The sequence below is a fragment of the Iodobacter fluviatilis genome, assembly GCF_900451195.1.
Lineage (GTDB): Bacteria > Pseudomonadota > Gammaproteobacteria > Burkholderiales > Chitinibacteraceae > Iodobacter > Iodobacter fluviatilis.
Window position 1 is genome coordinate 2,950,059 of the sequence record NZ_UGHR01000001.1, and the last position, 23,589, is coordinate 2,973,647.

The following is a 23,589-nucleotide window of genomic DNA, read 5'->3' on the forward strand; positions in this document are numbered from 1 at the left end:
TAATCTGCCACTTTAGCAAATCAGCAGACCAGCTTTAATCTGCCCCAATCTCCGGGCTATAAAGCAAAAACATAAGTCAAAAACAATCCGACCACCATGAATCATTTCAAAAATAATCCATATAAAACAAAACACTAAACCCCATTCAGCATGTGGATTTTGAATATCCTTTATCAAAACTATCGGAGGCTACATCTGTCTGAACTGCCCGGCAAAACTACGGCTTAGTGGCAATGTATGCGATGTATTTTTAATCTCAATACGCTGCCGCCCAAGAATATCCCGCTCGATGCGTGCCACCACATGCAAATTCACAATATAAGAGCGGTGTACCTGAGCGAAGCTTTTAGGGTGTAATTGTGGTAATAAATCTTTAAGCGAGGTGCGGATTAAATGCCGCTCATGAGCAGTTACAACTTCTGTGTATTTATCTGCCGATTGAAAAAACAAAACCTCATCCACCGCCACTAAACGAGTGATATCGCCAAGTCCCACAGTAAGCCAAGTCAGAGGCGCTGCTTCTTTATGGATGCTGCTGAGCAAAGCGTTAAAATCGAATTGTGGTTTACGCTCTCTTTGCAAACGCGTCACACATTGCAATAAGCGATCATCGCTGACTGGCTTTAATAAGTAATCGAGGGCCGCATTATCAAAAGCCGAAATAGCATACTCATCAAAAGCGGTCACAAACACCACGCGGGTATCGCGCAAGGTGCTGGCCACCTGCAGACCACTTAAGCCGGGCATGCGAATATCTAAAAAAGCAAAATCCGGTGAAAGGCGATTCAGCTCATTCACGGCTTCCAACCCATTTTTAACAACAGCCACAATATTTAAATCCGGCCAAAGGACTTGTAAGCGCTCAGCCAGACTACTGGCCAATAAAGGCTCATCATCGGCAATTAAAGCGGTAGGCATGGTTTTCCTTTCCTCAGATTTTATTCAAAGGCAGTGTTAATTCGGCAATCACACCACAGGGCACATTGGGATAAAGCGCTAGACGGCCTTCTTTGCCATACAGGTTTTCTAAACGCTTACGCACATTCGGCAGGCCCACGCCCTCTTCCCCCGCACTTTGCAAACCCAAGCCACTGTCATAAACCCGTAAGCGTAGCAGTTTTTCAACAACATCCGCCACAATATGCAGCTCACCCCCGGCAATAGCGGGCTCAATGCCATGCTCTAAAGCGTTTTCTACCAGCGGTTGCAAAAGCAGCGGCGGCAGCAGCGCGGCTTGCAAATCAGCTGGCACATCGATCCGGTATTGCAAGCGATCACCAAGGCGAATTTTACTAATCGCCAAAAGCGCAGTCACCAAATCCAGCTCTTCCGCCAAAGTAACCTGCTTTTTACGCGTGCGGCTCAAGCTGGCACGCAAATAATCATTTAAGTGATCAAGCATTGTTTGTGCCAGTGGTGCATCGCGGCTGATCAGGCTACGCATATTGGCCAGCGTATTAAATAAAAAATGCGGCTCTATTTGCGCCTGCAACATGGCCAGTTGTGCGGCAATTTCTGATTGCTGCACTTCGGCTAGGCGTTGTTGCTCAATCGCCAGCTGTGCACGGTAAGTTTGTGAGCGATAAAGGACAAAAAAGAACCCTGTGGCCGCGACTGCCACCAAAAAAGCCAGCGCTATCCAGCGCCATTGATACTGCGGATTAAGCCAGAAATAGCTGATCACATCCGGCGCACCCAAAAAATAGGCCAGCTTAAAACCAAAGAAGAGCCCTAGCGGCAGCACCAAAATTAAACGCCATAAACGCTGCCCCCCCATGCCGCTGCCCGAACAAAAAGCGAGCGTATTAAGCACAGAAATACTAAAGCCGATCGAATGCGAAATCAGCAAATTATCCCAAAAATATTCAGGCTTACTCGATAAAGTGCATAAAACAGCAATAAGGGTATTAACCAGCAACAAAATAGGAAAATCGCGCCGCCAACGTGCTAGAAACTCAGAAGTATTAATCATATAGCTCTTATTTAAACTGATTAAAAATAGGGCATGGCAAGCAGGATTTTAAGGAAAATACACAAAACCAAGCCGCTGTTTGAGCGGCATGATTCAGACAAATTTTTCTTAAGTAACAACGGTGCTATGCACAAATAAATCAAAAGAAATATTTTAATAACAGAGTGCTTGAGCGTTTTTCTGGCAAAGCGCCATATTGAGAAAGTGCATCCCCGCGATTTAGCTGAAATTCCCATGCAATATCGACTGTTTTAAAGTGGTAACGCGCTTCAGCCCATGCCATATCACTGCGATCGATTAAATCATGCCGCCACAGTGCCGTCAGCTCCAGCTGGGGAATTAAATCGGGCCAGCGCGCACTGACCATCGTGGCTTGCCGGGTCAGCAAAGTCTGGCGCGACTGCGACTCCGTGCGATAGCGCCAGTAATCCTGCAGAGGCCCTTTTTGCAAGGCCTCCCAGTCTGTGGCATTTTTGGCTCCGCCATCGTACTGATATTCAAAGCTTAACGAAAGCTTGGATTCAGACGTCCATGTCAGCCCACTGGCAAGCCGATATACCCTGCCCCCTTCGCTGGCCGTACTGACTTCGGCATGCAGCACGGTTGCATCATTCAGTAGGCCAGTTAAATTAAGCCCCAGTTGCACTGTGGCATCCGTATCGCCAAATAATATAAATTGCGATGTAATCTCATCATTACGGCTCAGTGCTAGCAAATAACGGTGGCGCGGATTACTGCCCCCCCAGTCTGGGCTAAATGCATCGCTATCCGGATCATTCGCCAATTTAGGAGAGTACAAAGCCGTCAGCGCGCCACCAGACCAGAGCTTTTGCCCGCGCAGCATTACGCTGCCCTGACGATTTTCACGCAAGCTGGCAGGGGCGACCGAAACCACCGATCTGACCGCTCCTTCTTTAAAAAAATCACTCGGGTTGTAACCCAGCCCTACCCCATAGCGGGTATTAATCCGGCCAAAATCAAACACCATATCGGCGGCGGGCTGCCAGCTCAAATAAGCTTCTTTTAAAGTATTCACCTTGCTTTCCGGCTCTTGCCAGCCAGGCCCAAAACCATCCAGCCTGTCTGCCAGCACCACGCGCCAATCTGCCGTCAGCGCGGTATCCAGACGAAAATCCAGTGAGCGGCGCTGGGTATTTTCGCTGCCTTTATCTGAACGTGCTTTACCCCATGCCCCCTCGACAGATAAATACCAATCACTATTCGCCACCTTCTCTGTCGAGGTTTGATCCGCCAGCAAGAGCGCATCCTGATCACTGGCGATTGCTGCTGAGCACAGCAAAGCGATAAGCCATTTCATCGCTTACTCCGGCTTAAAGCGGGGCAGATAATCCCTCTGCAACCAGCTTTCCGGTACATCACGCCATGCGTAATCGCTGTTTTTAATCACCGTCACCCAAGTTGGATCAAGGCCATCGATAATCACCGTTTCACTTGGGCGCTCCGCCCCGAGCAGGGTTTGATAATGGCGGAAGTACGCTGTTTTTAACAAACGACCGCTTTCGGTATAAAACAAAGATTTAACCGGCTGTTTGCTGCTGCTGTCGATCCAAAGCTCAATGCCGTGGTAGGTTACATCCGGAGAAACAGCCTTAAGCGTCAGCTTGTAACACGCACGCTTTTTACGCTCGCCATCCTGAATTTCTTCTTCACCCGACAATACCGCACGGTAGTCCAGCGCTAGATTCACGGTTAACACATCCCCATTAGCGGCCTGCCCCAGCAAACGCTGCTGAGGGGAGATCCGCACGCTGGCCTTACTGGCTGGATCATAAAACCATAAATCATTGCCATCTTTGAGCAGCAATTTACCCGCATCGCGAATCGGCGCCACAAAGCGGATCAAATTACGAAAACGCCCATTATCAGGCCGGGAATATATCGCCAGCGTATTTCTGTCGCTCTCTTTGCCTTTGCGATATTCGATCAGCGTTGAATTTAGCCCGAACGATTTATCCGGATTACGAATGGCATCGCTAGCCACCAGTAATGCCTGTGCATCCACCGCCGCAAAACTGGCGCTGCTGAGTAAAAGACTCATCACAAACAGTAGTTTCATTCACCTCTCCCAAACGGCTTAAGCGCCAAAGTAAAGCAAATACATCAAACTTACCGACAGGTCCGCCTGTTAACGCGGAGAAATCCTTTACCGCCGTTGCCCGCTTACTGCGGCATAAGCTACAGCCATAATCCACATCCACAGCACAACAGCGAAACGAGGAATTTTCCAAATACTCCAGAGCAAAAAAGTGGAAATGACGATTGCCACCATCCATATCATCCAAATTCTGTTCTTAAAGCGAAGCCGGGCCGATCCTTTGGGCAGACATAAAACAGTGGCTTCCATGAACAAAGCCGCCAGTGCAAAAATAAAAAGTAAATAAATAATGGAGACCATGTCTGTGCATGCCTATGTATGCCGTAAGGCATCCACAATATTGAGCTGCGCAGCCCGCCTTGCCGGCCACCATGCCGACAATAACGCCACAAACACCAGACCCAGTGCCGTCGTCAGCAGCATCCTGCTCTCGCCCCACACCCGTACAGTCAGCGGGATAGGATCAACATTCCCCGGCGGAGTCCAGGTCAGGCCGCTGTGGTTCACAATCCACGCCAGTGCCAATGCCGTCAGCAACCCAGCCACCGCACCCAATAAACCGAGCAACACACCTTCGCAGACAAATAAGCGACGGATGCCAGACTGGCGCAAGCCGATAGCGCGCAAGGTGCCGATTTCCACGGTTCGCTCCACCACGGCCATGCTCATGGTGTTGCTCACGGTAAACAGCACAATCGAGCCAATCAGCAGGGAGATAAACCCAAAGATGGCCGTAAACATGCCGGTGATTTGGCCGTATTGCGGATTAATCGTGGTGTAATCCAACACTTCAAGCGGATGGTTCTTAAGTGGCCCCGCCAACAATTCCGCCAGCCGCGCTCTGGCCGCAGCCATCTGGCTGCTGTGCTTCAGCTGCAGCACAATCGCCGTGACCTGCGGCGTACCCGCACCATAAATCAACTTTTGCGCCTGAGATAAATGCAGGCCCACAAACATATCATCCAGCTCTTTCACCCCAATGGTTTCAGCCTTCACCACCGTCAGGGCGGCCACATTGGGCGCACCATGCGAATTAGCCGCCAGCATTTCAATCCGGCCTGTGTTTGGTGTGCCCGCTGTGCCTTCTGACAAGGCCAGTACATCGGCGGGCGCATCCGCGCCACTGGCGGCTTCCACACTGGGTTGCGGGCAATTCTTTACTTGCAAAACGCCGCACAAAGCCAATACCCGCGCCACGCCCGAGCCAATCACCACCGCATCTTCTGCAGTGCCTGTCAGCGCTGATTTTTTGGGCTTAATTGGAAAATCATAATCATTCCACTGCCCCAGTTTATTTTGGTCTTCCACCACCGCACCGCGCCCAAGCACCGTGCGAGATACGCCCGCCGAAAAATTTCCTGCAATACCGCCAAGGCTCAGCGTGGGGGTCATGACATTCAGCATGGGGGCCAGCACAGGGTCTTTTTGCAAGACCTCCAGCAGCCTAGGATAATCGGCGATACCGTAAGCGGCCGGATTCCCGTTGCCATATAAAAAATAATCTTTATGCTGAATTTGCAAATGGCCGCTGCTTTGCACAAAGCCGGTTTGCAGCCCTAAATTCAGATCCTGGCTGTAGCCGCCAAATAATAAGATAGTCACCGCCCCCACTAGCATCGCCAGTAAGGTCGCCAGAGAGCGGCGATAGTTGCGCAAAAGATTACGCATGGCTAAAGAGAAAATATTCATGCCAGCACCTCCTGTTTTCTGGCGGCCGACCGATCAAATTGCTCTATAGAGACCACCCGCCCGTCACGAATCATGATGGCATCATCGGCCTCGGCCAGTACCTGCGGATCATGGGAAGAGAACACAAAGCTCACCTGATGCTCCAGCTGCATACGGCGCATCAATTGCAAAATGGCCTTACCAGTCTGGCTGTCCAGATTGGCCGTTGGCTCATCGGCCAGCACCAATTGCGGCGCGGGAGCCAGTGCGCGGGCAATGGCCACCCGCTGCCTTTGCCCGCCGGACAATTGCCCTGGGCGATGCTGGGCTTTATCGGCCAGCCCTACCGCATCAAGCAAATCCATCACGCGGGCTTTACGTTTTGTGGCAGGCATATTCAGCATGCGCAGCGGGTATTCAATATTCTCAAAGGCGGACAATACAGGCAGCAAATTAAAATTCTGAAAAATAAACCCTAAATGCCGCGCTCTGAAATCGGCCAGCGCATCATCAGGAAGCTGCGCAATATATTGCCCCGCCACAATCACCTCGCCCTTATCGGCACGGTCAATGCAGCCGATTAAATTAAGCAAAGTGCTTTTACCGCTGCCTGACTGGCCAGCAATGACCGTAAAGCGGTTGGGATAAATGACCAGATTAACTTCTTGCAAAGCAGGCACATCGACCGAGCCCATACGATAGTGCTTGCTAACCTGTTTTAAGATAACGGGATACATTGAGCAGTCCTCATCAGAAGAATGCATCCAATATATGCGGCCTTAACGCAAGGTTTAAGACGATGAGATAAAGCGCAACTCAGGCAGATAAGACGTATAAAAGCGCGACGAAATGCAGAGCAGGATGCAAAAAATACCATTCGCCCAAAACAAACACGCCACGACAGGCCAGCAATAGATTTATCGCCTAAATTATTAAAAGGAGCGTAAGCCAGCACCCACAAACAAGTGCGAAGGGCGTATGAACTTTAAAACCACACTCAAATCGCTAATGAATGAAGTCGACGAGCTGGAATCATTCAGAAAGGCAGACCGGCGTGAAATCTTATCGATTTTTTCCATGCTCCAAAAACACGGAGATGCCCTTAATTTATTTCTGAACAACGGTGACGAGCTGATTCTTAGCCACCTTTTAGAAATCAATCAGGCGGAAAACACCTGCTGCTTGCTCAACCCTCAGGCTGATATTCCTGTTTGCGAAGCCATCGCCATTGCAACACCTGGCGGTGGCTCTTTAGTTAAATTCAACTGCGATCTGAACCCGTGGCGCTTCAAGGGACAGGCTGCATTTCGCATTGCCATACCCGATTCCATTATTAAGCTGCAACGGCGAGAACACTTTCGCACCAAAATTCCTGAGAATCAGCCCTTCTATTGCCAGTTTCAAACCACGGGCAGCAAAGCCTCACGCTTTGTGATCTGTGATTTATCCATAGGCGGGCTCTCTTGCTGGGTTCCGGCTGATTTTGCACAAGAGCTACAAATAGCTCAGCAACATAAAATCATCATAGAACTTGGCCATACTGGCTCCGCCAGCACCTTGGTTGAGGTTTGCAGCCTGCGCCAATTTGAAGAAATATCAGCCCACCACAATGTTTTGCTGCTGGGCATGCACTTTATTGCCCTTGATCACCCGCTCGAAGCCAAATTACAAAAACTGCTTTCCCAGCTCGAAATGGCGCAACGCACGGTGCGCTAAGCTAAAGCACTGCAGCCACGGAGAAAACGGATGCCCAAACACCTTTCAAACAGCACTTGCAAAGGTATATTCCGCTGTAAACCGAAGAAATCAGCAAAGCCGCCCCATTTGGCCCATCAAGAAGGTTGACCATCCTAGCTAAGATCGGCAAAAATCGGGGTAGATCCCTCACCTCACGGAGCAATATGGGCTTTTACTCCAACCCACAGCGATGGCGTCGCTCTTAATTTGCACAAGCAGCCTGCAGAGCCAGCTGCCCGCCCTTTTGCTTACAAATTTCTGCGTCATGTCACCGAAACCCAGTTTGGAGTCTATCCATGTTGTCGATTACCGAATTTAATACCCTCAAAGAGCAAGGCTATAACCGCATTCCGCTGACACTCGAGCTGTTTGCCGATTTAGATACGCCCTTATCTGTGTATCTGAAACTGGCCAACCAGCCTTACACCTATCTTTTAGAATCTGTTGTAGGTGGCGAGCGGTTTGGCCGATATTCCTTTATTGGCTTGCCCGCCCGCACCCGCTTAAAAGTGCAAGGCAATCTGACCGAAGTTATCTGTAATAACGAGGTGATTGAAACCCATCAGGGCAATCCGCTGGATTTTATTGAAAGCTTTCAACAGCGCTACCGTGCCCCAGCCAATAAAATGCTGCCGCGCTTTTTGGGCGGCTTAGTCGGCTATTTTGGCTATGAAACCATCGCTTACATCGAGAAAAAACTCGCCAATCACCCCAAGCCGGATGAAATTGGTGCGCCTGATATTCAGCTTTTACTCTCTGAAGAATTAGTCGTAGTCGATAATTTGTCAGGCAAGTTGTTCCTGGTGGTTTACGCCAATACCGAACAAAACAATGCTTACCAGACCGCCGCCGACCGCATTCATACCCTGCGTATGGCATTACGCGAACCTGCCAAAATTCCCCTACAAGGCCGGGCACCCAGCATTAGCCAGATGACATCAGGCTTTGGTGAGGATGCGTTTAAAGCCGCAGTACTTAAAGCCAAAGATTACATTATTGATGGCGACATCATGCAGGTGGTGCTTTCGCAGCGAATGAGCCTGCCCTTTGAAGAATCACCGATTTCGCTTTACCGCGCGCTGCGCTCCTTAAACCCATCGCCATATATGTTTTTCTACCATTTTGGTGACTTTCATATTGTGGGCGCATCACCAGAGATCTTGGTGCGCCTTGAAGACGATACCGTCACAGTACGCCCGATTGCAGGCACACGGCCACGCGGCAAAACCCGCTTGGAAGACGAAGCACTCGCCGCCGAACTTTTAGCCGATCCAAAAGAAATTGCCGAGCATATTATGCTGATGGATTTAGGCCGCAACGATGCGGGCCGTGTGGCACAAACCGGCAGCGTAGCGGTAACTGATAAAATGGTGATCGAGCGTTATTCTCACGTCATGCATATTGTGTCCAGCGTGGAAGCCAAACTTAAACCCGGCATGAGCAATATTGATGTTCTCAAAGCCACCTTCCCTGCGGGCACCGTTTCCGGCGCACCCAAGGTACGAGCGATGGAAATCATTGCCGAGCTGGAGCCGGTAAAGCGCGGCATTTACTCCGGCGCTGTTGGCTATTTGGGCTTTAATGGCGATATGGATGTCGCCATCGCCCTGCGTACTGCGGTTGTGAAAGACAAAGTACTGTATATGCAAGCCGGAGCCGGCATCGTGGCTGACTCGGTACCAGAGAGCGAATGGCAGGAAACCTTAAACAAAGCGCGCGCAGTCTTACGTGCGGCAGAGTTAGTACAGGATGGTTTGGACGCGTAATCAAGCCCCCCCCCCGAAGCTTAGAAATAGGCCTGGGGCATCATGGCGTATTCATCCCTCATCCAAACAAGCGAGTAATATGTACTTCATCCTTTTCGCCCTGAGCATGGTCCTGCTTTTAATGTGGCACCGACTCAGAAAAGCAGCCCGTGCGGATTATATTCGCAGCTATATGTTCCCGCCCGGCCTACTCGATAAGCTGCACAAAGTCAGGCCAGAGCTTAATCTCAAAGACCGGCAGCTGGTGGCACACGCCCTCAGGCAGTTTTTTCAGGTTTATCATCAAAGCGGCTATCGCCACATCGCCATGCCATCGCAAGTAGTCGACGATCTCTGGCATGAATTTATTCTTTACACCAAAAACTATCAGGCCTTTTGCAAGAAAGCCTTTGGCCGCTATTTGCATCACACCCCCGCCAGCGCGCTCAGCCCTCTGCTGCGAAATAACGATGGCTTACGTACTTGCTGGCGCTATGCCTGCCTTGAAGAAAACATCAACCCCAAACACCCAACCCGCCTACCTTTGCTCTTTGCCTTAGATGCTAAATGGAACTTAGCCAATGGCTTTTATTACACGCCCGACTGCAGCCAGCTTGCCGCAAGCAGCATCGGCACCGTGCATTGCGGCGCAGGGTTTTATTCATCCGATCTCAGCAGTGAATTCACTAGCAGCAGCGATTTTGGCAACAGCTCGGATTCTTCAGGTGGATCAGACAGCAGCGGGGATAGTGGCGGATGCAGCGGGGGGTGTAGCGGCGGATGCGGGGGTGGTGGTGGCGGTGATTAAATACAATGACCGTCCCGATAAAAGTGGCCGGCAACATAAGAAACATTAAACCCACTGTAATTACACAATCAGCCTGAAAGCTTGTTTTCACAGCAAAACTTAAAAGCTTTTTAAAGCACAAACCCAATGTAATCGAAAGCCAGCGACAATATTACCGTTTTTCCTCCTGGAAAAAACACCTTATGTAGTTTATGAATAAGGACGCTCATTGCTCACAAGAGCATGTAATGCCACTGAAATATCAGACATGCTGACATGGGCTAAATTGCAGCTTTAATCTACATTCAGCCGTTTCATCCAAGGAGCTCCATTTATGAAAAAGCTTATTATCGCAATTGCAGCATCGTGTATTGCTTTAACTTCTGTCGCCTCATTTGCTGAAGGGCTGATGAACAAAGACGGCATGACCTTACAAAAGAAAGAAACAAAGAAACATAAAGCACGGAAAGACGCTAAGAAACACGCAGCAGAAATGAAAAAAGATGCACCTAAAGAAGAAATGGCAAAATAATATCCGCTGTTTCTTGAATCAAAGGCAAGCACAGCGTGTTTGCCTTTTTCAATTCTGCAGCTCGCTATTGAATGGCATATCTCAGCCCACCTGAATCCTCAAGTACAACAAAGACCGGCAAATAAAAAGAGTCTGGCACCTTTGAAAAGCCATCAAAACATCGTCTTTTTAACTGCCTTTCTATCTCTTGTGCCAAATCCTGTTGTAGGCACTCTCAAACCCCAACTCATGATCAATACTAAGATTGCCTATTTTCTTAAGCAAATCACACGTGACTAAGATTGGCCTAGATATATAACCGCTGGGTGGGCTGCCTGCAAAAGCACGATTTAACTCATCAGCTAATTGATAGCCCTGCATGGTCAGCGGCTCAGCAATCGTTGCTGCTTGCTGAGAGCGGCATGAAGCAATCCGGCTTAACGCCAGAGCAGAGCCATCGCCAGCTGCAACAAGCATCAACTCTTTAGCCCCTGCCTGAATCAGTGGATAACTCATACTGTCAAAATAAATATCATTAATGGCCAGACTATAAGTCCAGCTCTCTCCATAGCGCTTTAAAAGTTTTGGAACCAATTCTGGAATAAGAAGCGAAGAATCAGATATCTTCACGTTTTCAATTGAAAGCACTCTGCAGTTTTTGTAAGCACTGCACAATTCAACAACCTGTTTCATTTTATTTGTTTTATTATTGGCAATAGCAAATTGATTATCATTGAATATAATCACGCCCAGTGGGCGTTTATTTTTTATCGCATCCGCCAGCACAAAATGAGCGGCCATTTCGGCTACCTCAATCGCATCCGTTGCCACATTAACAAACAGATCAGGCGTCGCGCCTGGATTTTTTGCTGCATGCCAGCCAACCAGCTTTATTTTATTTTGTTTGGCTATTTTTAGTTGCTCCGGAAAATCATCCGGCTGAAAGCCCCCAAACACAATGCCATCCGCTTGCCGGGCAATACTCTGCACAAATAACGTTTGCAGTTTGTCATTTTTGCCCTCGCCATTCAGCAAAATAAGCCTCCAGCCTAATTTTTGGCAGGCTTTTTCCAAACCGCGATACACATTGGCTACTCCGCCATTTTTAAGGTCTGAAGCAATAAAAACAACCATCTTTCCTGTTTGGGCAGGCGGCCCGGTAATCGGTCCGCCCCATGGCTCAGCAGCAACGGCAAAAACAAACATCCATAAATTTAAAATTATTCCAATAAAAAAATTGGACAGGCAGAATTTTTTTTGCATGCAATCCACCTTTATTTAAAATTTATCGATGAAAGCAAGGCTTATTCAAAAAAAGCCATGCACGCCTTGTTAACAAACATAAAAGCAGCCAATTTTGACCGAGTTAAGCCCTGCATTGTTATGCATTCTAGTCAATGATCAGCTGAATAAACGCATTGTGCAGTGGCCTAAAGTCAGATGACACACTCTTTTGTCTCCTTTTATTTATGGAATCAATAAAGAAGTCACCCTTAAATAAACCCCATGCTCAATATTTAGTATAAATACTCATACCTATTCTTCCATGTAAAACAGCTTGCTATGCTATTGCACAGCAAAAATCAATTACATCGCAGCGTTTCCGATTGCCCCTCCCGAACATAAGCTCTTCTTGGCTTGCCACGGCATGCGTATTCAACCGTCGACATTTTTTGATAACCATCAGAGGGATCTCCACACCACTGATTGCCTGATTTAAAACGATAAGATGATTTATCGTTGGCAGAGCGGGCCAGCCGCTGGGTAAAATCACACCGCCCTCTTGCTGAGCCATAAGTCGCATTCAAAATCTGAATTTTTCGCCAGTCACTACTCTGGCTTCCCTGATTGCCATTCATCATCCGCATCGCTTCGCGAAAGCCATCACGAAAGCCTTCCTGATATTGCTGATTTCTTCCCCGCAGCATTTCCTCAGGCAGATTGGCCTCACTGGCCATTGCGCCTGCTGACGCCAGCATAAGCAGGCAAAAGACATTAAGTTTTATCACGCCGTATTCCTTTCTTCATAAATAAACAAAGCTTCTGTTATTTAAAGATCAGAGACAAGATACATAATGACAGCAGTGAAATTACACGGATTGATTTCACTCGCCCCCGGGAAAACAGTGATCCACTATGCTATTAACAGCGGCAGTGTAGGCGAGACAGAAGCCCAAATGGGGGATGCCCCAACACTTAAAAAAGGGCGCCAAGAATTTCAGCTTAAGCGTCGGCCCAATTGGGCTGAGCCAAATGAGAAGCTTAACGATAGAACCGCCTGACATGGCATTCAAGCAGGCTAGCGGGAACGTGCGGCTTTTTATCCAACTGCAGCGTAAGCAAGTTGCTCCATTTTAACGTCAGGCCCCGTAATGAAACAATCGAACAGTTTGTTGGTTTACCTCGCCTTACTGATCGCCATTGCAGGCGTGGTCATTCACGCAGGCGCCGTCATTGCAGGCCCGTCCTGGTACGCCTTTTTCAATGCCCCGCCTTCCGTGATTGCATCTGCCCGGGCCGGTACTTGGCTGGCCCCGGTCAACACCTTGATCATTGCCGGGCTTATGGCAATCTGTGCGTTGTATGCCGCATCAGTGGTTGGACTGATTGGCCGGCCACCGCTACAAACACAAAATTGGTTTATTGCCATTGACAAGTGGTGGCTGCGGTGATCCCGAGTTTATTGACCATGAAGATTGGCGAAAAATATGACCCTTAGAGATTAAACCAGCATTATATAAATAATATTTTTCAATATTTAGGACCGGTTATGTTTTTTTGATAAATATATACCCCCTCTTTATATATTTATCAAAAAAAGGCAGGTCTTACATTAGTGCATAGCAAACTCAGCCTAGATTTGGAAATATATTAATACCCAAGGCCCTTTCCATCCACAGCGATGGACAAGAGAAAACCACAATTGGTAAATGACAAAAATAGAGCGCCTTAAACCCGCCCCCTGCATAGAGAGAGCCTGTAAGAAAAATAGAGAACTGAAAGACTGCGTCAAATTTAACGACGAAGGCAACAACTGGTTTGACAATCACCGAAACTGTCCTATATTTGGAAGCGAAACGAAAATAGCCTTTTGGATTCTCTTATTTAATGATCATTAATCGCTAAGAAGATAAATATGAAAGAGTTATTTATTAGTCTATTTTTACGTTCGTCAATTAGCATACTAATGTTTTATAGTGCAACAGTTTCAGCGCAATACGTTCATCCAGAAGCATGCGACCAAACCCAAAATGGTTGGGTATATCGTTGTAATACAAAATACTATTCATCTATGGGGGTTATTGAATACTCACTAAAATCAAATTCTTCGCAATCCGTTGATTTTAAAATTTCAAATTGGGCTAGTGTTTGTGGACGACCTGGCGATCTTACCTTTGATAAAGCATATACGCTTAACCCTAATACTACTTTGCCGCATTGCTCTAAATATAGGGATCCAAACCCTGGTTATGACAATTGCAATGAAGTCTATGTTTATCAATGTTCTCAGAATGGTCAATCTGTCCCTTGCAGCTCAGTATTAACTATTAAATTAGTTGGGGCCGACGTAAGGGGCGAGTGTGTCTTATAGGCATTATATAAACACAGCGTTAAGTAAATGGGAGTCGGGTCTTGAATCAGCACACAGTAAACTCGTCCAAGGTTTGAAAATATGTTAATGCAAGACCTGACCCTACGGTCTCTTGACAGCAGCAAGTCGTGACGGTCTCATAAGGTTTCATTTCAAAGAGGTTTTGCCATGGACTATTCGAGTTTAATTCAAACAGTTCAAAGCCACATTAGCGCTGGGCTGCTAGATGGCCATACAGAAGGGCTAATTATCAGCACTGGAAACGCCATCAAGGAGCAAACTGCACCGCCAGAGCAGCAAGATCAGCTGCGTGAACTCCTTACTAAGTTGCAGAAATTAGTTCCTGCTTCGAAGCCACATTTTCCTGGTTCCACAGCCACGCCGCTTTAGAGTTAGGTCCAACCAGCTATTCAAGCCAACGTGGCCAAGATATCGGGGGCTAAAGCTAAGCGTTAGGCCCACTACGACAACGTCGAAGCCGTCCCTAGCTATCTGAAGTAATACATAAAGGGAAACGGGGGAAGGTCTTGCATTAGCACATAGTAGACTCGGCCTAGATTTGAAAATATGTTAGTACAAGACCCGACCAAGCTGCAATTTGTGTGTCAATATTTCTTAAATAGGAGGATGTGCGTGGATGCAGCAACTTCAGGTTTAATTGGTGCGGCGATCGGCGGAGGTGTTACTTTGATTGCAAATCTCATTTCAATATGGCAACAAGCTAGGTCAATGAGAAATGCAAAACTCGCCTCTGAAGAAGCTTGGCTTCGTGAAAAACTTCACGAAATCTACGTTAATTGCATTTATTTCGTAGGCACCTCAAAATATGAGGAGCGCAACAAATGGATAAACTTACTACTTATTTACCATCCTGAGCGAAGTCAGCCGACTTTTTCGGAATTTTTGGACAAACACACAAAGGGCGCTCTCGCCATTGATGATATTATTGCATTGGCTGCACGTGACTCTCGTATCCAAGGTGTTTCATATCAAGCGGATGAAAATTAAAAAAATAAAGTCAGATCTTACATCTGCACATAGTAAACTCAGCCTAAGTTTGAAAACATGTTAAGACATTAAGACAAAGAATAAAGAATAACTGGGGTCCGAGTAAAGTTAAGCCTGCTTGTTTCGGCTCTGAGTGTATGAAACATAATAGAATTTAGGTTTACTCTGAACCTGGTTATTAAATCCACCTTCTTTAGCTCTAAGAGCATTAAGCATAGTAGGATTTAATTTTGTTCTGACCCCCAGTTATTAATTCCAGTTATTAGTAATCATCGCCACAATTGTCGCTCTGGTCGCAAGCAAAGATGAGATCTTCAAACTCATTCAATAGGCAATGTAATCTTACACAAAAGCGAATTATGGGAAACGATAAACTATTTGAATTATATAAAGCCAATGAATTAGCAATTCATGAAGTCAAAGCTCAATGCACAGCGGCGATGGAAGGCCCTTTTCTCATAGCACCTAGTGATTCGTATTGGTCTTCAGTGGTAAAAGTTGCATTCGTCGGGCAAGAAACGCATGGATGGCCAAGTGCCGAAGACATCCGAGATCAAATGCAAGAATATGCTGATTTCAACCTCGGAGAGGAATACTACGCCAGCCCGTTCTGGAGCGTGATCAGAAAACTTGAGCGCTCTCTTACAAATTCACAATTTTCTTCTGCTTGGTTGAATGTTAATCGATTTGATCAAGAGAGGGGGCCGCCCTCGAACGAAAATAAGCAAACACTCTCCAAGTTAGATTTTATTTTATTTAAAGAGTTAAAAATCATTTCGCCTGATGTTGTCATTTTCTTCACCGGCCCAAGTTATGATAATCGTTTATTTCACCCCCCCCCCTGTATTACACAAGCAGTTGATGGTTTTAGCGAACGGCAATTGTGCCGCTTAAATTCTAATTTGTTACCCGCCAAATCATTCAGAACATACCACCCCAATTATTTGCGCCGATCCGGCATTGAAAAATCTGTTATTGAAGTCATTTCTGCTTTGGCTGGTAATCCCCCCTCAAAAGAATCATAGCAAAAGCAGGAATGGGTTCAGGCCTTGCATTAACATAATTTCAAACATAAGCTGTGTTATTGCAAGACCTGACTCCAGCTTTCTATTATTTATTTTTAGGATGCAAAAATGCGAATCACAGTAAACATATCACTTATAGAAAATTCAGCTACTGGCAACTTTCAAAAAACACTCAATGCACAAGAAATAGAAATCACCCACGAAAACGATACTATTATGCAAAGCGTAGATGAGCTAACCTCTAAAGGAAGTCATCCATCAAAAATAATTTGGTTTCAAAGTAATGCAGACTCATTGAAAAATATTACAAATATAAAAATTACCCAAAGTAATGGAAATGTATTAATTAACGGCACGTTAAATTTTTACTACGGAATGCCCAAAAATATTGACAACCATGTGGCTTTTTATGTTCTTGAATAGACTTAAAAGACCTAACCCACTGTTGAAATGCGAATAGCTAAATACACTCTTACAAAAAAGCCCGCACGTGCGGGCTTTGCTGCCTCCTTGGGTTCGTTTACGCCAACTCGTAAGGTTTGAAGCATCACCTCCACCCCCAGCCCATCATTCAACGCCTTGATCCACTCCTGCAGCAGGGGTTCAATCTCCTTATACACAAACACGGTGGCGGCTTTTTCTAAGTCACCTAAGCCGCCAGTGTTGTTGGGGGTGATGCCCAGCAATTGTGCTGGTGCGCAGTGGGCGCTGAGCTGATCAACAAAAAGCCCAGCGCTTTGCAGGCGGAAAAATGGGAATAAGACAGATAGCAGAGTTAAGTGAGAGCGGCCACGACTGGTGGCGGGCTCACCCCAAGCAGGGCTGGCAAGTTTTATATATCCCCCTGCGGCTTACTTACTGCCTTGCGGCTTTTACAATAAAATCAACAAGGGGATATTCCCCAAATCGATTAAGCTGGAGCGTGTCAGCGGCTGGCTTGAGGCTGAAACAACAGATTGCATTTATAAGCAAATCAATACTTAGCGTAATACAGGCTCAATAAAAGAAGTCTATTTTCCTATGCGCTAGACGCCCTGCGCCTGTACTGCGATAATTTACAGAATAAGGGCGTTTATCGCAGCCTCCGTGATAACGCAAAAAAATAACCGGTTAATATACCGGACAACAGATAAGCAGCATCCACATTCAACCCTATAAAATCAAGGACTTAACAAAACCATGCTGCTTATGCTCGATAATTACGACTCCTTTACATACAACTTAGTCCAGTACTTTGGTGAGCTGGGGCAAGAAGTCCAAGTACATCGCAATGATGAAATCACCATCGAAGAAATTGAAGCTTTAAAGCCTAAATATCTGGTGGTGTCCCCCGGCCCCTGTTCTCCTTCCGAAGCAGGTATTTCTTTGGCGGCGATTCATCACTTTGCTGGCAAGCTGCCTATTTTAGGCGTTTGCCTTGGGCATCAGGCCATTGGCCAGGCTTTTGGCGGTAAAGTCATTCACGCGCAAACGCTGATGCACGGCAAGGTATCGCAAATAGAGCACAGCAATACGGGTGTGTTTAAAAACCTGCCCTCTCCTTTTACGGTGACCCGTTATCATTCCCTAGCGATTGAGCGCTCCAGCCTGCCAGACTGTCTGGAAATCACTGCATGGACAGAAGATGGCGAGATCATGGGCGTGCGGCATAAAACACTGCCGATCGAAGGGGTGCAGTTTCATCCTGAATCGATCCTTACCGAGCACGGTCACGCCATGCTGGATCAGTTTTTAAAAGAATGGGCCTGACAGAGTCTAAGCCGCTTTAAGGCCTCTGCTGTGCCTGCCTGCCGCAGGCACCAGCCCCTTTTTTTTACCCAGGATAGATTATGCGTCTTATCTTTACCCTCTCATGCGCCTTACTTGCTTTCAGCGCGCAAGCCCAAACATCGCCTCCGGCCCAGGTAGAATGCGATGGCGCAAATCAAATTCTGATTAAAACCTGTTTAGCCAAGCTGGCCCCGCAGGCCGAGCAAGATCGAAAAAATGCAGAAGCCGCAACCCGTGCAATGATGAAAAACCTAGACCGCGCCACCGGCCGCCCCGAAGCATTGCCCGCCTTCAAACAAAGCACCCGGGCCTATGAAGCGTACCGGCAGGCTCATTGTGCTTGGGTTGGTAAAAGTTTTGCAGGAGGCAGTGGCGCAGGGATTGCCGAGCTCTCTTGCCGCATTGATTCAGACCGGGCACGCAGCGATGAACTATCACGCTTTTATGTGCAATAGCCCTGTGCAGCTTTAGCTTAATAATTTGAGTTCAGAATCAGAAACCGCACACTGATCCTCAGTGCAAAACAAAAAAACTTCACAAAATAGTGTTTTCAAAGCACTGATATAAGTCGCCGTATCCCATGTTTAGCACCTGCATTTAATTTCAGCAGCCTGAGATGGCCCGCTTAATCGCTTCATGATTTCATACCTGCCTGTTTGCAGCGTTTTTGCCAGACCACTACTTATTTGCCGCCAAATCACCCGCCCCAAGCCAAGGAGCATCCATGATTACCATTCAAGCCGCACTTAATCGCCTGATCGATAACAACGAATTGTTTTATGACGAAATGCTATATCTCATGCGGCAAATCATGACAGGTGAAATGTCCCCTGTTCAGACCGCGGCCCTCTTGATTGGCTTACGCACCAAAGTTGAAAGCGTGTCTGAAATTGCCGCATCGGCCACGGTGATGCGTGAGTTGTCCACCAAAGTGAAGGTAGAAGACCGCAGCCATCTGATTGATACTTGCGGCACAGGGGGCGATGGTGCTCACACCTTTAATATCTCAACTTGCGCCGCTTTTGTCGTTGCCGCCGCTGGCGCTAAAGTTGCCAAACATGGTGGCCGGTCTGTTTCATCTAGCTCCGGTTCAGCGGATGTGCTGGAAGCCTTTGGTATCAACTTAAACCTCAGCGCAGAGCAGGTGGGCCGCTCTATTGATGAGTGTGGCCTAGGCTTTATGTTCGCCCCCAATCATCACAGTGCCATGAAATATGTTGCGCCTATCCGCCGTGAGCTGGGCGTGCGTACTATTTTTAATATTCTGGGCCCGCTAACCAATCCGGCAGGCGCAGAAAACCAGCTAATGGGTGTTTTCCACCCTGATTTAGTCGGGATTCAAGTACGCGTACTCAAACAGCTGGGCAGCAAGCATGTACTGATCGTGCATGGCAAAGATGGCATGGATGAGATCTCCATTTCAGGCCCTACCCTAATCGCCGAGCTGAAAGATGGCCAAATTAATGAGTTTGAATTTGATCCGCGTGATTATGGCTTTGAGCTGGCTGATATCAAAACACTGCACGCAAATGATGCACAGCAATCCAAACACATGATTGAGCAGGTTCTGGCCAATCAGGCCAGCCCATGCCGCGATATTGTGCAGCTAAACGCCGGAGCTGCGATTTACGCTGCGGGCAAAGCCGAATCACTGGCGGCAGGGATTAAGCGGGCTGGCCAGGCACTGGCAGATGGCAGCGCCCGAGCCAGGCTGGATGCGCTGGTGCAATTCACTCAAAGTATTTAAATCACAAATTCACTTTGCAAGGCGGCTGAACCCCGCCTTTTTTAAAGCGCTGGCAAGCTGCAATCTGCACCGCGGCTTGCCATGCCTTAACAAAAGAGCCAAATATGTCTGACATCTTAAAAAAAATCTGGGCCACCAAATACGAAGAAGTAGCTGCGGCCAGCAAATTGATTCCATTGCATGAAATTCGTGCTCAAGCCGAAGGTAATACAGACTTACGTGACTTTACGGAATCATTGCGCAGTAAAAATGCACTTGGCCATCCAGGCATTATTGCGGAGATCAAAAAAGCCAGCCCGTCCAAAGGTGTGATTCGCGCTGATTTTCAACCGGCTGTGCATGCACAGGATTACGCCGCACATGGTGCCGCCTGCCTATCGGTTCTCACCGATGTACCTTACTTTCAAGGGCACCTTGATTACCTGAAAGCGGCCAGATCCGCATGCAATCTGCCTGTTCTGCGTAAAGATTTTATGGTGGATGAATATCAAATTTTTGAAGCCCGCGCCTCTAGTGCGGATTGCATCCTGCTCATTGCCGCAGAGTTAAGCTTAAGTCAATTGCAAGACTTTGAAGCGATCACGCACAGCTTGGGCATGGCGGCCTTAGTAGAAGTACATAACGAGGCTGAATTAGAGCTGGCATTACAGCTTAAGACGCCATTACTGGGAATTAACAATCGCGATTTACGCAGCTTTGAGGTTTCGCTACAAAACACTCTGAAACTGCTTCCAATGATTACAAGCGATCGTATCGTGATCACAGAAAGCGGGATTGTCACCCCAGATGATGTTGTTCTGATGCAACAAAATGACGTTAACAACTTTCTGGTCGGTGAAACCTTTATGCGGGCGGAATCTCCCGGAAGCTGCATAGATGCTACGTTTGGCCCAGCTTACAAAGGGTTTGTACGGGCTTAAACCTATATTTTTGTCATATACTTTTAATAAAACTCCCCTAGACTTGGCATTGTTCGAAAGCAATTTGTTGCAGCAAGCATACAACTGCTTTCTAAATGCGTGCATTAGTAATTCATGAAACTTGGCTTTTTTGTGAGCTGACTTTGAAAAAACTTAGCCAACCAGAAAGCACAATAAATGTCATAATGCCGCAAAAGAATATAAAATGGCTTCTTATAACAAAAGTGCCGTGATCTTTACCAATGCAGAAGTGGCAAACCCCTTGCCACTTCATCCACTCGTTTTTTGGGAGTAGTACAGATTATGAAAAAGCTTATCGCCCTTGCTATCTCTGCTGCATTTGCTGCACCTGTAGCATTCGCAGATGTAGAACTTGGCCCATTCAGCATTTACGGCACATTGGGTTCTGCTGTTGAAGTGATTTCCGTAACCAACAACAGCGGCGCGGCAATTGCTAACACTGCAGACAGCCAGACCCGCCTGATGGACCAAACATCCAAACTGGGTTTCAAAGCCAAATACGACCTGGGCAATGACTTCTTCGCTCTTGCTCAAGTTGAAAGCCGTTTCTACCTTGGTAACAACGGTGACAACACCGATGACAAAGCTGAAATTGGTAGCCGCAATACATTCGTCGGCGTAGGCAGCAAGCAAGCAGGTACTTTGCGCCTTGGTCGTTATGACAATGCTTATAAATTATCACTGAAACAAATCGTTCCTACTCTGTACGGCAACCTGAACGATGCGTCTTCTACCTACGGCTCCAAGCAAATTCTGAACCGTCTTGGCGCACGCCAAGGTGATATGGTTGCTTACGAGACACCAGATTGGGCAGGTTTCAGCGCTAACTTAAGCCACAACTTTGGTAAAGATTCTACCAACTCCATTTCTGCCGGTGCTGCTGGTACACCAAGCAACACACCTGCAACAGATTTGATGGGCCAAACTTCGGTTTCTTTAGGCTACAAACACAGCATGTTTAATGTTGGCTTTGGTTACACAACAGTAAACAATGCAGCTTGGAAACTGGATGGCAGCAGCGGTGCAAAAGCAGCAAACTTCACTGCAACACAAAAACTTGAAGCTTACCAACTGGGCGGCCAAGTTAATTACATGGACTTCAGCGCAGGTGCAGTGTTTGAACGCACTTCTTCAAGCGTAAGCGGTCTTGCTGCTGCTAAGAACTTCGATCAACAACAAAATGTTTATGGTCTGATCGCTGGCTACAAAAAAGATGCTCTTGAAGTACAAGTTCAATACGCAAAAGCAAATGATGTAGATGGCACAACACTGACAGATACTGGCGGCCAACAAGCTACCATCGCTGTAGGCTATCAGTTCCATAAGTATGTTCAAGCCGTTGCTTCTTTCTCCAAAGTAGACAACCAAAAGAACTCTAACTTCACAACCGCATCTGGTTTTGCTTTAGCAAAAGGCAATGACATGAACCAGTTTGCATTCGGTCTGGTTGGTAAGTTCTAAGACACATTATTTCCAGCCTCCTGGCTAGCTGATAATTGAAAGGCCTCCCATTGCGGGAGGCCTTTTTTTATTTAACCCTTCAACGCTGCTGAATTAAAACCAGGCACCAAAATTAGCCTGCCAGCCCTGCACATTTTCGCCCTTGGTAAAACTGAAACCAAAACGTAAATCTGCTTCTTTAGAATGAGCAGGGCGAATCGTGCCTAATGTCATGCCAATCTCGGTTTGATAATTGCTGAATAATTCTGTACCGGTATAACGACTATCAACTAAATAAACTTCCCAGGTTAGAGGATCTGCCCCCAGTTTCCAAGGGCTGTCTCTGGAATAAAGCAAGCCATTATGAAACACCGTATTCGCAATTCCCGGATCAAACGATTTGCCATCTACAGTTAAACTCAGCGCCTTATAGTAGCCCAGCATATTACCCAAGGTAATTGAATATGCATCGCCACGCCAGACATAGCTGGATGCAATCGCGCCCGACCCCATGGCCGCAGCACCTGCTAAATCACTGGAATAAGTGCCCCGCCCTGAGCCCGTAACACTGAGCACCCAATTTTCAAAAATTGGCCGACGATAAAAAACACCCAAGCTGCCATCGTAGCCTTTAGCCCCATCGCTTGAGGTATAGCCTAGCGGCAGATCCACAATTAATTCGTGATTGGGTTCAGAAAACTGATAAGAATAGGAAAGCGGTAAATTATAAGTATCGCTTTCCATTTCTTTAGCGCTGCCCACGGCATCACTTTTCATATGCTTAAAATTAGCGCCAATACCAAAACGATGCCGACCATCACTGCTTTGCCCCACCGTAGCCGTGGTATTTCTGGCTCCAAACCAAAGCAATTTGGCATCATTACTCACTGCGCGTGACATTAAGCTGTTTGGATTACCTGCGATAGGATCAACAGGTGAAACAGAAACTAAATACCTCGCCATTTTTTCTAACAAATCGGTGTGATTTTTTAAATATTCTTTTAATAAATCGCGGCTTTCATTCCGGGTTGCTCCCCTGAATGATTCGCTAATTTCTAAAATAGGGATTTGAAAAGTCAGCAGCGTTGAGCCCTGCTGCGGAAAAGCCAATTGAATTGGCATACCGCGAAAATTAAGCTCGCTATTAATCGCCTCTACACCACTATAAGTCGGGAAAATGACTTTTAACTTGTCTTCATAATAGGTATTAGCGGCTTCCTCGGCAGTCGTAAAACTCCCTTGCCCGAACTGACCATTCATCGTTGCAGTAAAATCAAACACACCAGCATGGCTGTTAACAAGCCATGCTGAACAGAAAACCACCAGACATCCACGAGAACGAGCAAGCATCAGAGCACTCCAAAACGATATGTATCCGTTCTAGATGGTGCATCGCAAAAATCAAGCGATCGCTCAGGCAAAAGAAGATAAATGAAGTGTAAGACTTTAGGGGCGTTTGACGCTTCATCCACAATGAGTAGAGCAGGAAAACAGCTAACACCCGGTATGCGACGAAGGAAATAAGGATTT

The 23,589-nt window shown here is 47.0% G+C and carries 26 protein-coding genes; 15 read left to right on the forward strand and 11 right to left on the reverse strand.

Features of this window, described 5'->3' with window-relative positions:
* Positions 1 to 189: 189 nt before the first annotated feature.
* From DYD62_RS13585 to DYD62_RS13615, 7 genes are all read right to left on the reverse strand, one after another.
* Complete coding sequence (locus DYD62_RS13585; protein WP_115227831.1) at positions 190 to 918, reverse strand: LytR/AlgR family response regulator transcription factor; 729 nt, start codon at positions 916 to 918, stop codon at positions 190 to 192.
* Positions 919 to 931: 13 nt separating this feature from the next.
* Positions 932 to 1,972 (reverse strand): sensor histidine kinase, encoded by a 1,041-nt coding sequence (locus tag DYD62_RS13590; RefSeq protein WP_115227832.1) that lies wholly within the window; start codon positions 1,970 to 1,972, stop codon positions 932 to 934.
* Positions 1,973 to 2,111: 139 nt separating this feature from the next.
* Positions 2,112 to 3,290, reverse strand: coding sequence for a hypothetical protein (locus DYD62_RS13595; RefSeq protein WP_115227833.1), 1,179 nt, complete (start codon positions 3,288 to 3,290; stop codon positions 2,112 to 2,114).
* A 3-nt stretch (positions 3,291 to 3,293) separates the two neighbouring features.
* The gene (locus tag DYD62_RS13600) at positions 3,294 to 4,049 is read right to left on the reverse strand and encodes an outer membrane lipoprotein-sorting protein (protein ID WP_115227834.1); all 756 of its coding nucleotides are present in this window, start codon (positions 4,047 to 4,049) and stop codon (positions 3,294 to 3,296) included.
* Between the two features lie 87 nt (positions 4,050 to 4,136).
* Positions 4,137 to 4,388: a hypothetical protein gene (locus DYD62_RS13605; RefSeq protein WP_115227835.1), complete on the reverse strand. Its 252-nt coding sequence runs from the start codon at positions 4,386 to 4,388 to the stop codon at positions 4,137 to 4,139.
* Between the two features lie 12 nt (positions 4,389 to 4,400).
* Positions 4,401 to 5,777: an ABC transporter permease gene (locus tag DYD62_RS13610; RefSeq protein ID WP_115227836.1), complete on the reverse strand. Its 1,377-nt coding sequence runs from the start codon at positions 5,775 to 5,777 to the stop codon at positions 4,401 to 4,403.
* A complete protein-coding gene (locus DYD62_RS13615; RefSeq protein ID WP_115227837.1) occupies positions 5,774 to 6,493 on the reverse strand; it encodes an ABC transporter ATP-binding protein in 720 nt (239 codons plus the stop codon). Before DYD62_RS13615 ends, DYD62_RS13610 begins: the two co-directional genes overlap by 4 nt.
* 241 nt (positions 6,494 to 6,734) lie before the next feature.
* On the opposite strand from DYD62_RS13615, the gene DYD62_RS13620 reads away from it, so the two are divergent.
* The 4 genes from DYD62_RS13620 to DYD62_RS13635 all read left to right on the forward strand — a co-directional run bounded on the left by DYD62_RS13620 (position 6,735) and on the right by DYD62_RS13635 (position 10,557).
* Entirely contained in the window at positions 6,735 to 7,472 is a 738-nt protein-coding gene (locus DYD62_RS13620) for a flagellar brake protein (RefSeq protein ID WP_115227838.1), read from the forward strand.
* Between the two features lie 317 nt (positions 7,473 to 7,789).
* Positions 7,790 to 9,259, forward strand: a complete 1,470-nt coding sequence (trpE, locus tag DYD62_RS13625; RefSeq protein WP_115227839.1) for an anthranilate synthase component I — start codon at positions 7,790 to 7,792, stop codon at positions 9,257 to 9,259.
* Positions 9,260 to 9,338: 79 nt separating this feature from the next.
* Positions 9,339 to 10,046, forward strand: a complete 708-nt coding sequence (locus DYD62_RS13630) for a glycine-rich domain-containing protein (protein WP_115227840.1) — start codon at positions 9,339 to 9,341, stop codon at positions 10,044 to 10,046.
* A gap of 313 nt (positions 10,047 to 10,359) precedes the next feature.
* A complete protein-coding gene (locus tag DYD62_RS13635; protein ID WP_115227841.1) occupies positions 10,360 to 10,557 on the forward strand; it encodes a hypothetical protein in 198 nt (65 codons plus the stop codon).
* 180 nt (positions 10,558 to 10,737) lie between these two features.
* On the opposite strand, the gene DYD62_RS13640 is transcribed toward DYD62_RS13635, so the two are convergent.
* Together DYD62_RS13640 and DYD62_RS13645 are read right to left on the reverse strand one after the other, a co-directional pair.
* A complete protein-coding gene (locus tag DYD62_RS13640; protein WP_115227842.1) occupies positions 10,738 to 11,799 on the reverse strand; it encodes a substrate-binding domain-containing protein in 1,062 nt (353 codons plus the stop codon).
* Positions 11,800 to 12,119: 320 nt separating this feature from the next.
* Complete coding sequence (locus tag DYD62_RS13645) at positions 12,120 to 12,545, reverse strand: hypothetical protein (RefSeq protein WP_115227843.1); 426 nt, start codon at positions 12,543 to 12,545, stop codon at positions 12,120 to 12,122.
* Between the two features lie 363 nt (positions 12,546 to 12,908).
* Between DYD62_RS13645 and DYD62_RS13655 the strand changes: the two genes are divergently transcribed.
* The 6 genes from DYD62_RS13655 (at position 12,909) to DYD62_RS13675 (ending at position 16,584) form a co-directional block, all read left to right on the forward strand.
* Positions 12,909 to 13,208, forward strand: a complete 300-nt coding sequence (locus DYD62_RS13655; RefSeq protein WP_115227845.1) for a hypothetical protein — start codon at positions 12,909 to 12,911, stop codon at positions 13,206 to 13,208.
* A gap of 464 nt (positions 13,209 to 13,672) precedes the next feature.
* Positions 13,673 to 14,128, forward strand: a complete 456-nt coding sequence (locus tag DYD62_RS23450; RefSeq protein ID WP_132038730.1) for a hypothetical protein — start codon at positions 13,673 to 13,675, stop codon at positions 14,126 to 14,128.
* A gap of 168 nt (positions 14,129 to 14,296) precedes the next feature.
* Positions 14,297 to 14,518, forward strand: coding sequence for a hypothetical protein (locus DYD62_RS13660; RefSeq protein ID WP_115227846.1), 222 nt, complete (start codon positions 14,297 to 14,299; stop codon positions 14,516 to 14,518).
* 243 nt (positions 14,519 to 14,761) lie between these two features.
* Positions 14,762 to 15,136 carry a hypothetical protein gene (locus DYD62_RS13665; protein ID WP_132038731.1) on the forward strand — a complete coding sequence of 125 codons (375 nt, stop codon included), beginning with the start codon at positions 14,762 to 14,764 and terminating at the stop codon, positions 15,134 to 15,136.
* 359 nt (positions 15,137 to 15,495) lie between these two features.
* On the forward strand, positions 15,496 to 16,161 hold the full coding sequence (locus DYD62_RS13670; RefSeq protein ID WP_115227848.1) for a hypothetical protein: 666 nt from the start codon (positions 15,496 to 15,498) through the stop codon (positions 16,159 to 16,161).
* A 108-nt stretch (positions 16,162 to 16,269) separates the two neighbouring features.
* Positions 16,270 to 16,584 (forward strand): hypothetical protein, encoded by a 315-nt coding sequence (locus tag DYD62_RS13675; protein WP_115227849.1) that lies wholly within the window; start codon positions 16,270 to 16,272, stop codon positions 16,582 to 16,584.
* An 11-nt stretch (positions 16,585 to 16,595) separates the two neighbouring features.
* On the opposite strand, the gene DYD62_RS13680 is transcribed toward DYD62_RS13675, so the two are convergent.
* Positions 16,596 to 16,847: a hypothetical protein gene (locus DYD62_RS13680; RefSeq protein WP_115227850.1), complete on the reverse strand. Its 252-nt coding sequence runs from the start codon at positions 16,845 to 16,847 to the stop codon at positions 16,596 to 16,598.
* 493 nt (positions 16,848 to 17,340) lie between these two features.
* Here DYD62_RS13680 and DYD62_RS13690 point away from each other — a divergent pair, with 493 nt between their 5' ends.
* From DYD62_RS13690 to DYD62_RS13710, 5 genes are all read left to right on the forward strand, one after another.
* Positions 17,341 to 17,910 carry an aminodeoxychorismate/anthranilate synthase component II gene (locus DYD62_RS13690; RefSeq protein ID WP_115227852.1) on the forward strand — a complete coding sequence of 190 codons (570 nt, stop codon included), beginning with the start codon at positions 17,341 to 17,343 and terminating at the stop codon, positions 17,908 to 17,910.
* 80 nt (positions 17,911 to 17,990) lie between these two features.
* Entirely contained in the window at positions 17,991 to 18,386 is a 396-nt protein-coding gene (locus DYD62_RS13695; RefSeq protein WP_115227853.1) for a lysozyme inhibitor LprI family protein, read from the forward strand.
* Between the two features lie 269 nt (positions 18,387 to 18,655).
* Positions 18,656 to 19,678: an anthranilate phosphoribosyltransferase gene (gene trpD / locus DYD62_RS13700; RefSeq protein ID WP_115227854.1), complete on the forward strand. Its 1,023-nt coding sequence runs from the start codon at positions 18,656 to 18,658 to the stop codon at positions 19,676 to 19,678.
* 104 nt (positions 19,679 to 19,782) lie between these two features.
* Entirely contained in the window at positions 19,783 to 20,598 is an 816-nt protein-coding gene (gene trpC / locus DYD62_RS13705) for an indole-3-glycerol phosphate synthase TrpC (RefSeq protein ID WP_115227855.1), read from the forward strand.
* A 303-nt stretch (positions 20,599 to 20,901) separates the two neighbouring features.
* Positions 20,902 to 22,080: a porin gene (locus tag DYD62_RS13710; protein WP_115227856.1), complete on the forward strand. Its 1,179-nt coding sequence runs from the start codon at positions 20,902 to 20,904 to the stop codon at positions 22,078 to 22,080.
* Positions 22,081 to 22,173: 93 nt separating this feature from the next.
* Here the strand turns inward: DYD62_RS13710 and DYD62_RS13715 are convergent, their stop codons facing one another.
* Entirely contained in the window at positions 22,174 to 23,409 is a 1,236-nt protein-coding gene (locus DYD62_RS13715; protein ID WP_115227857.1) for a hypothetical protein, read from the reverse strand.
* Positions 23,410 to 23,589: the final 180 nt, after the last annotated feature.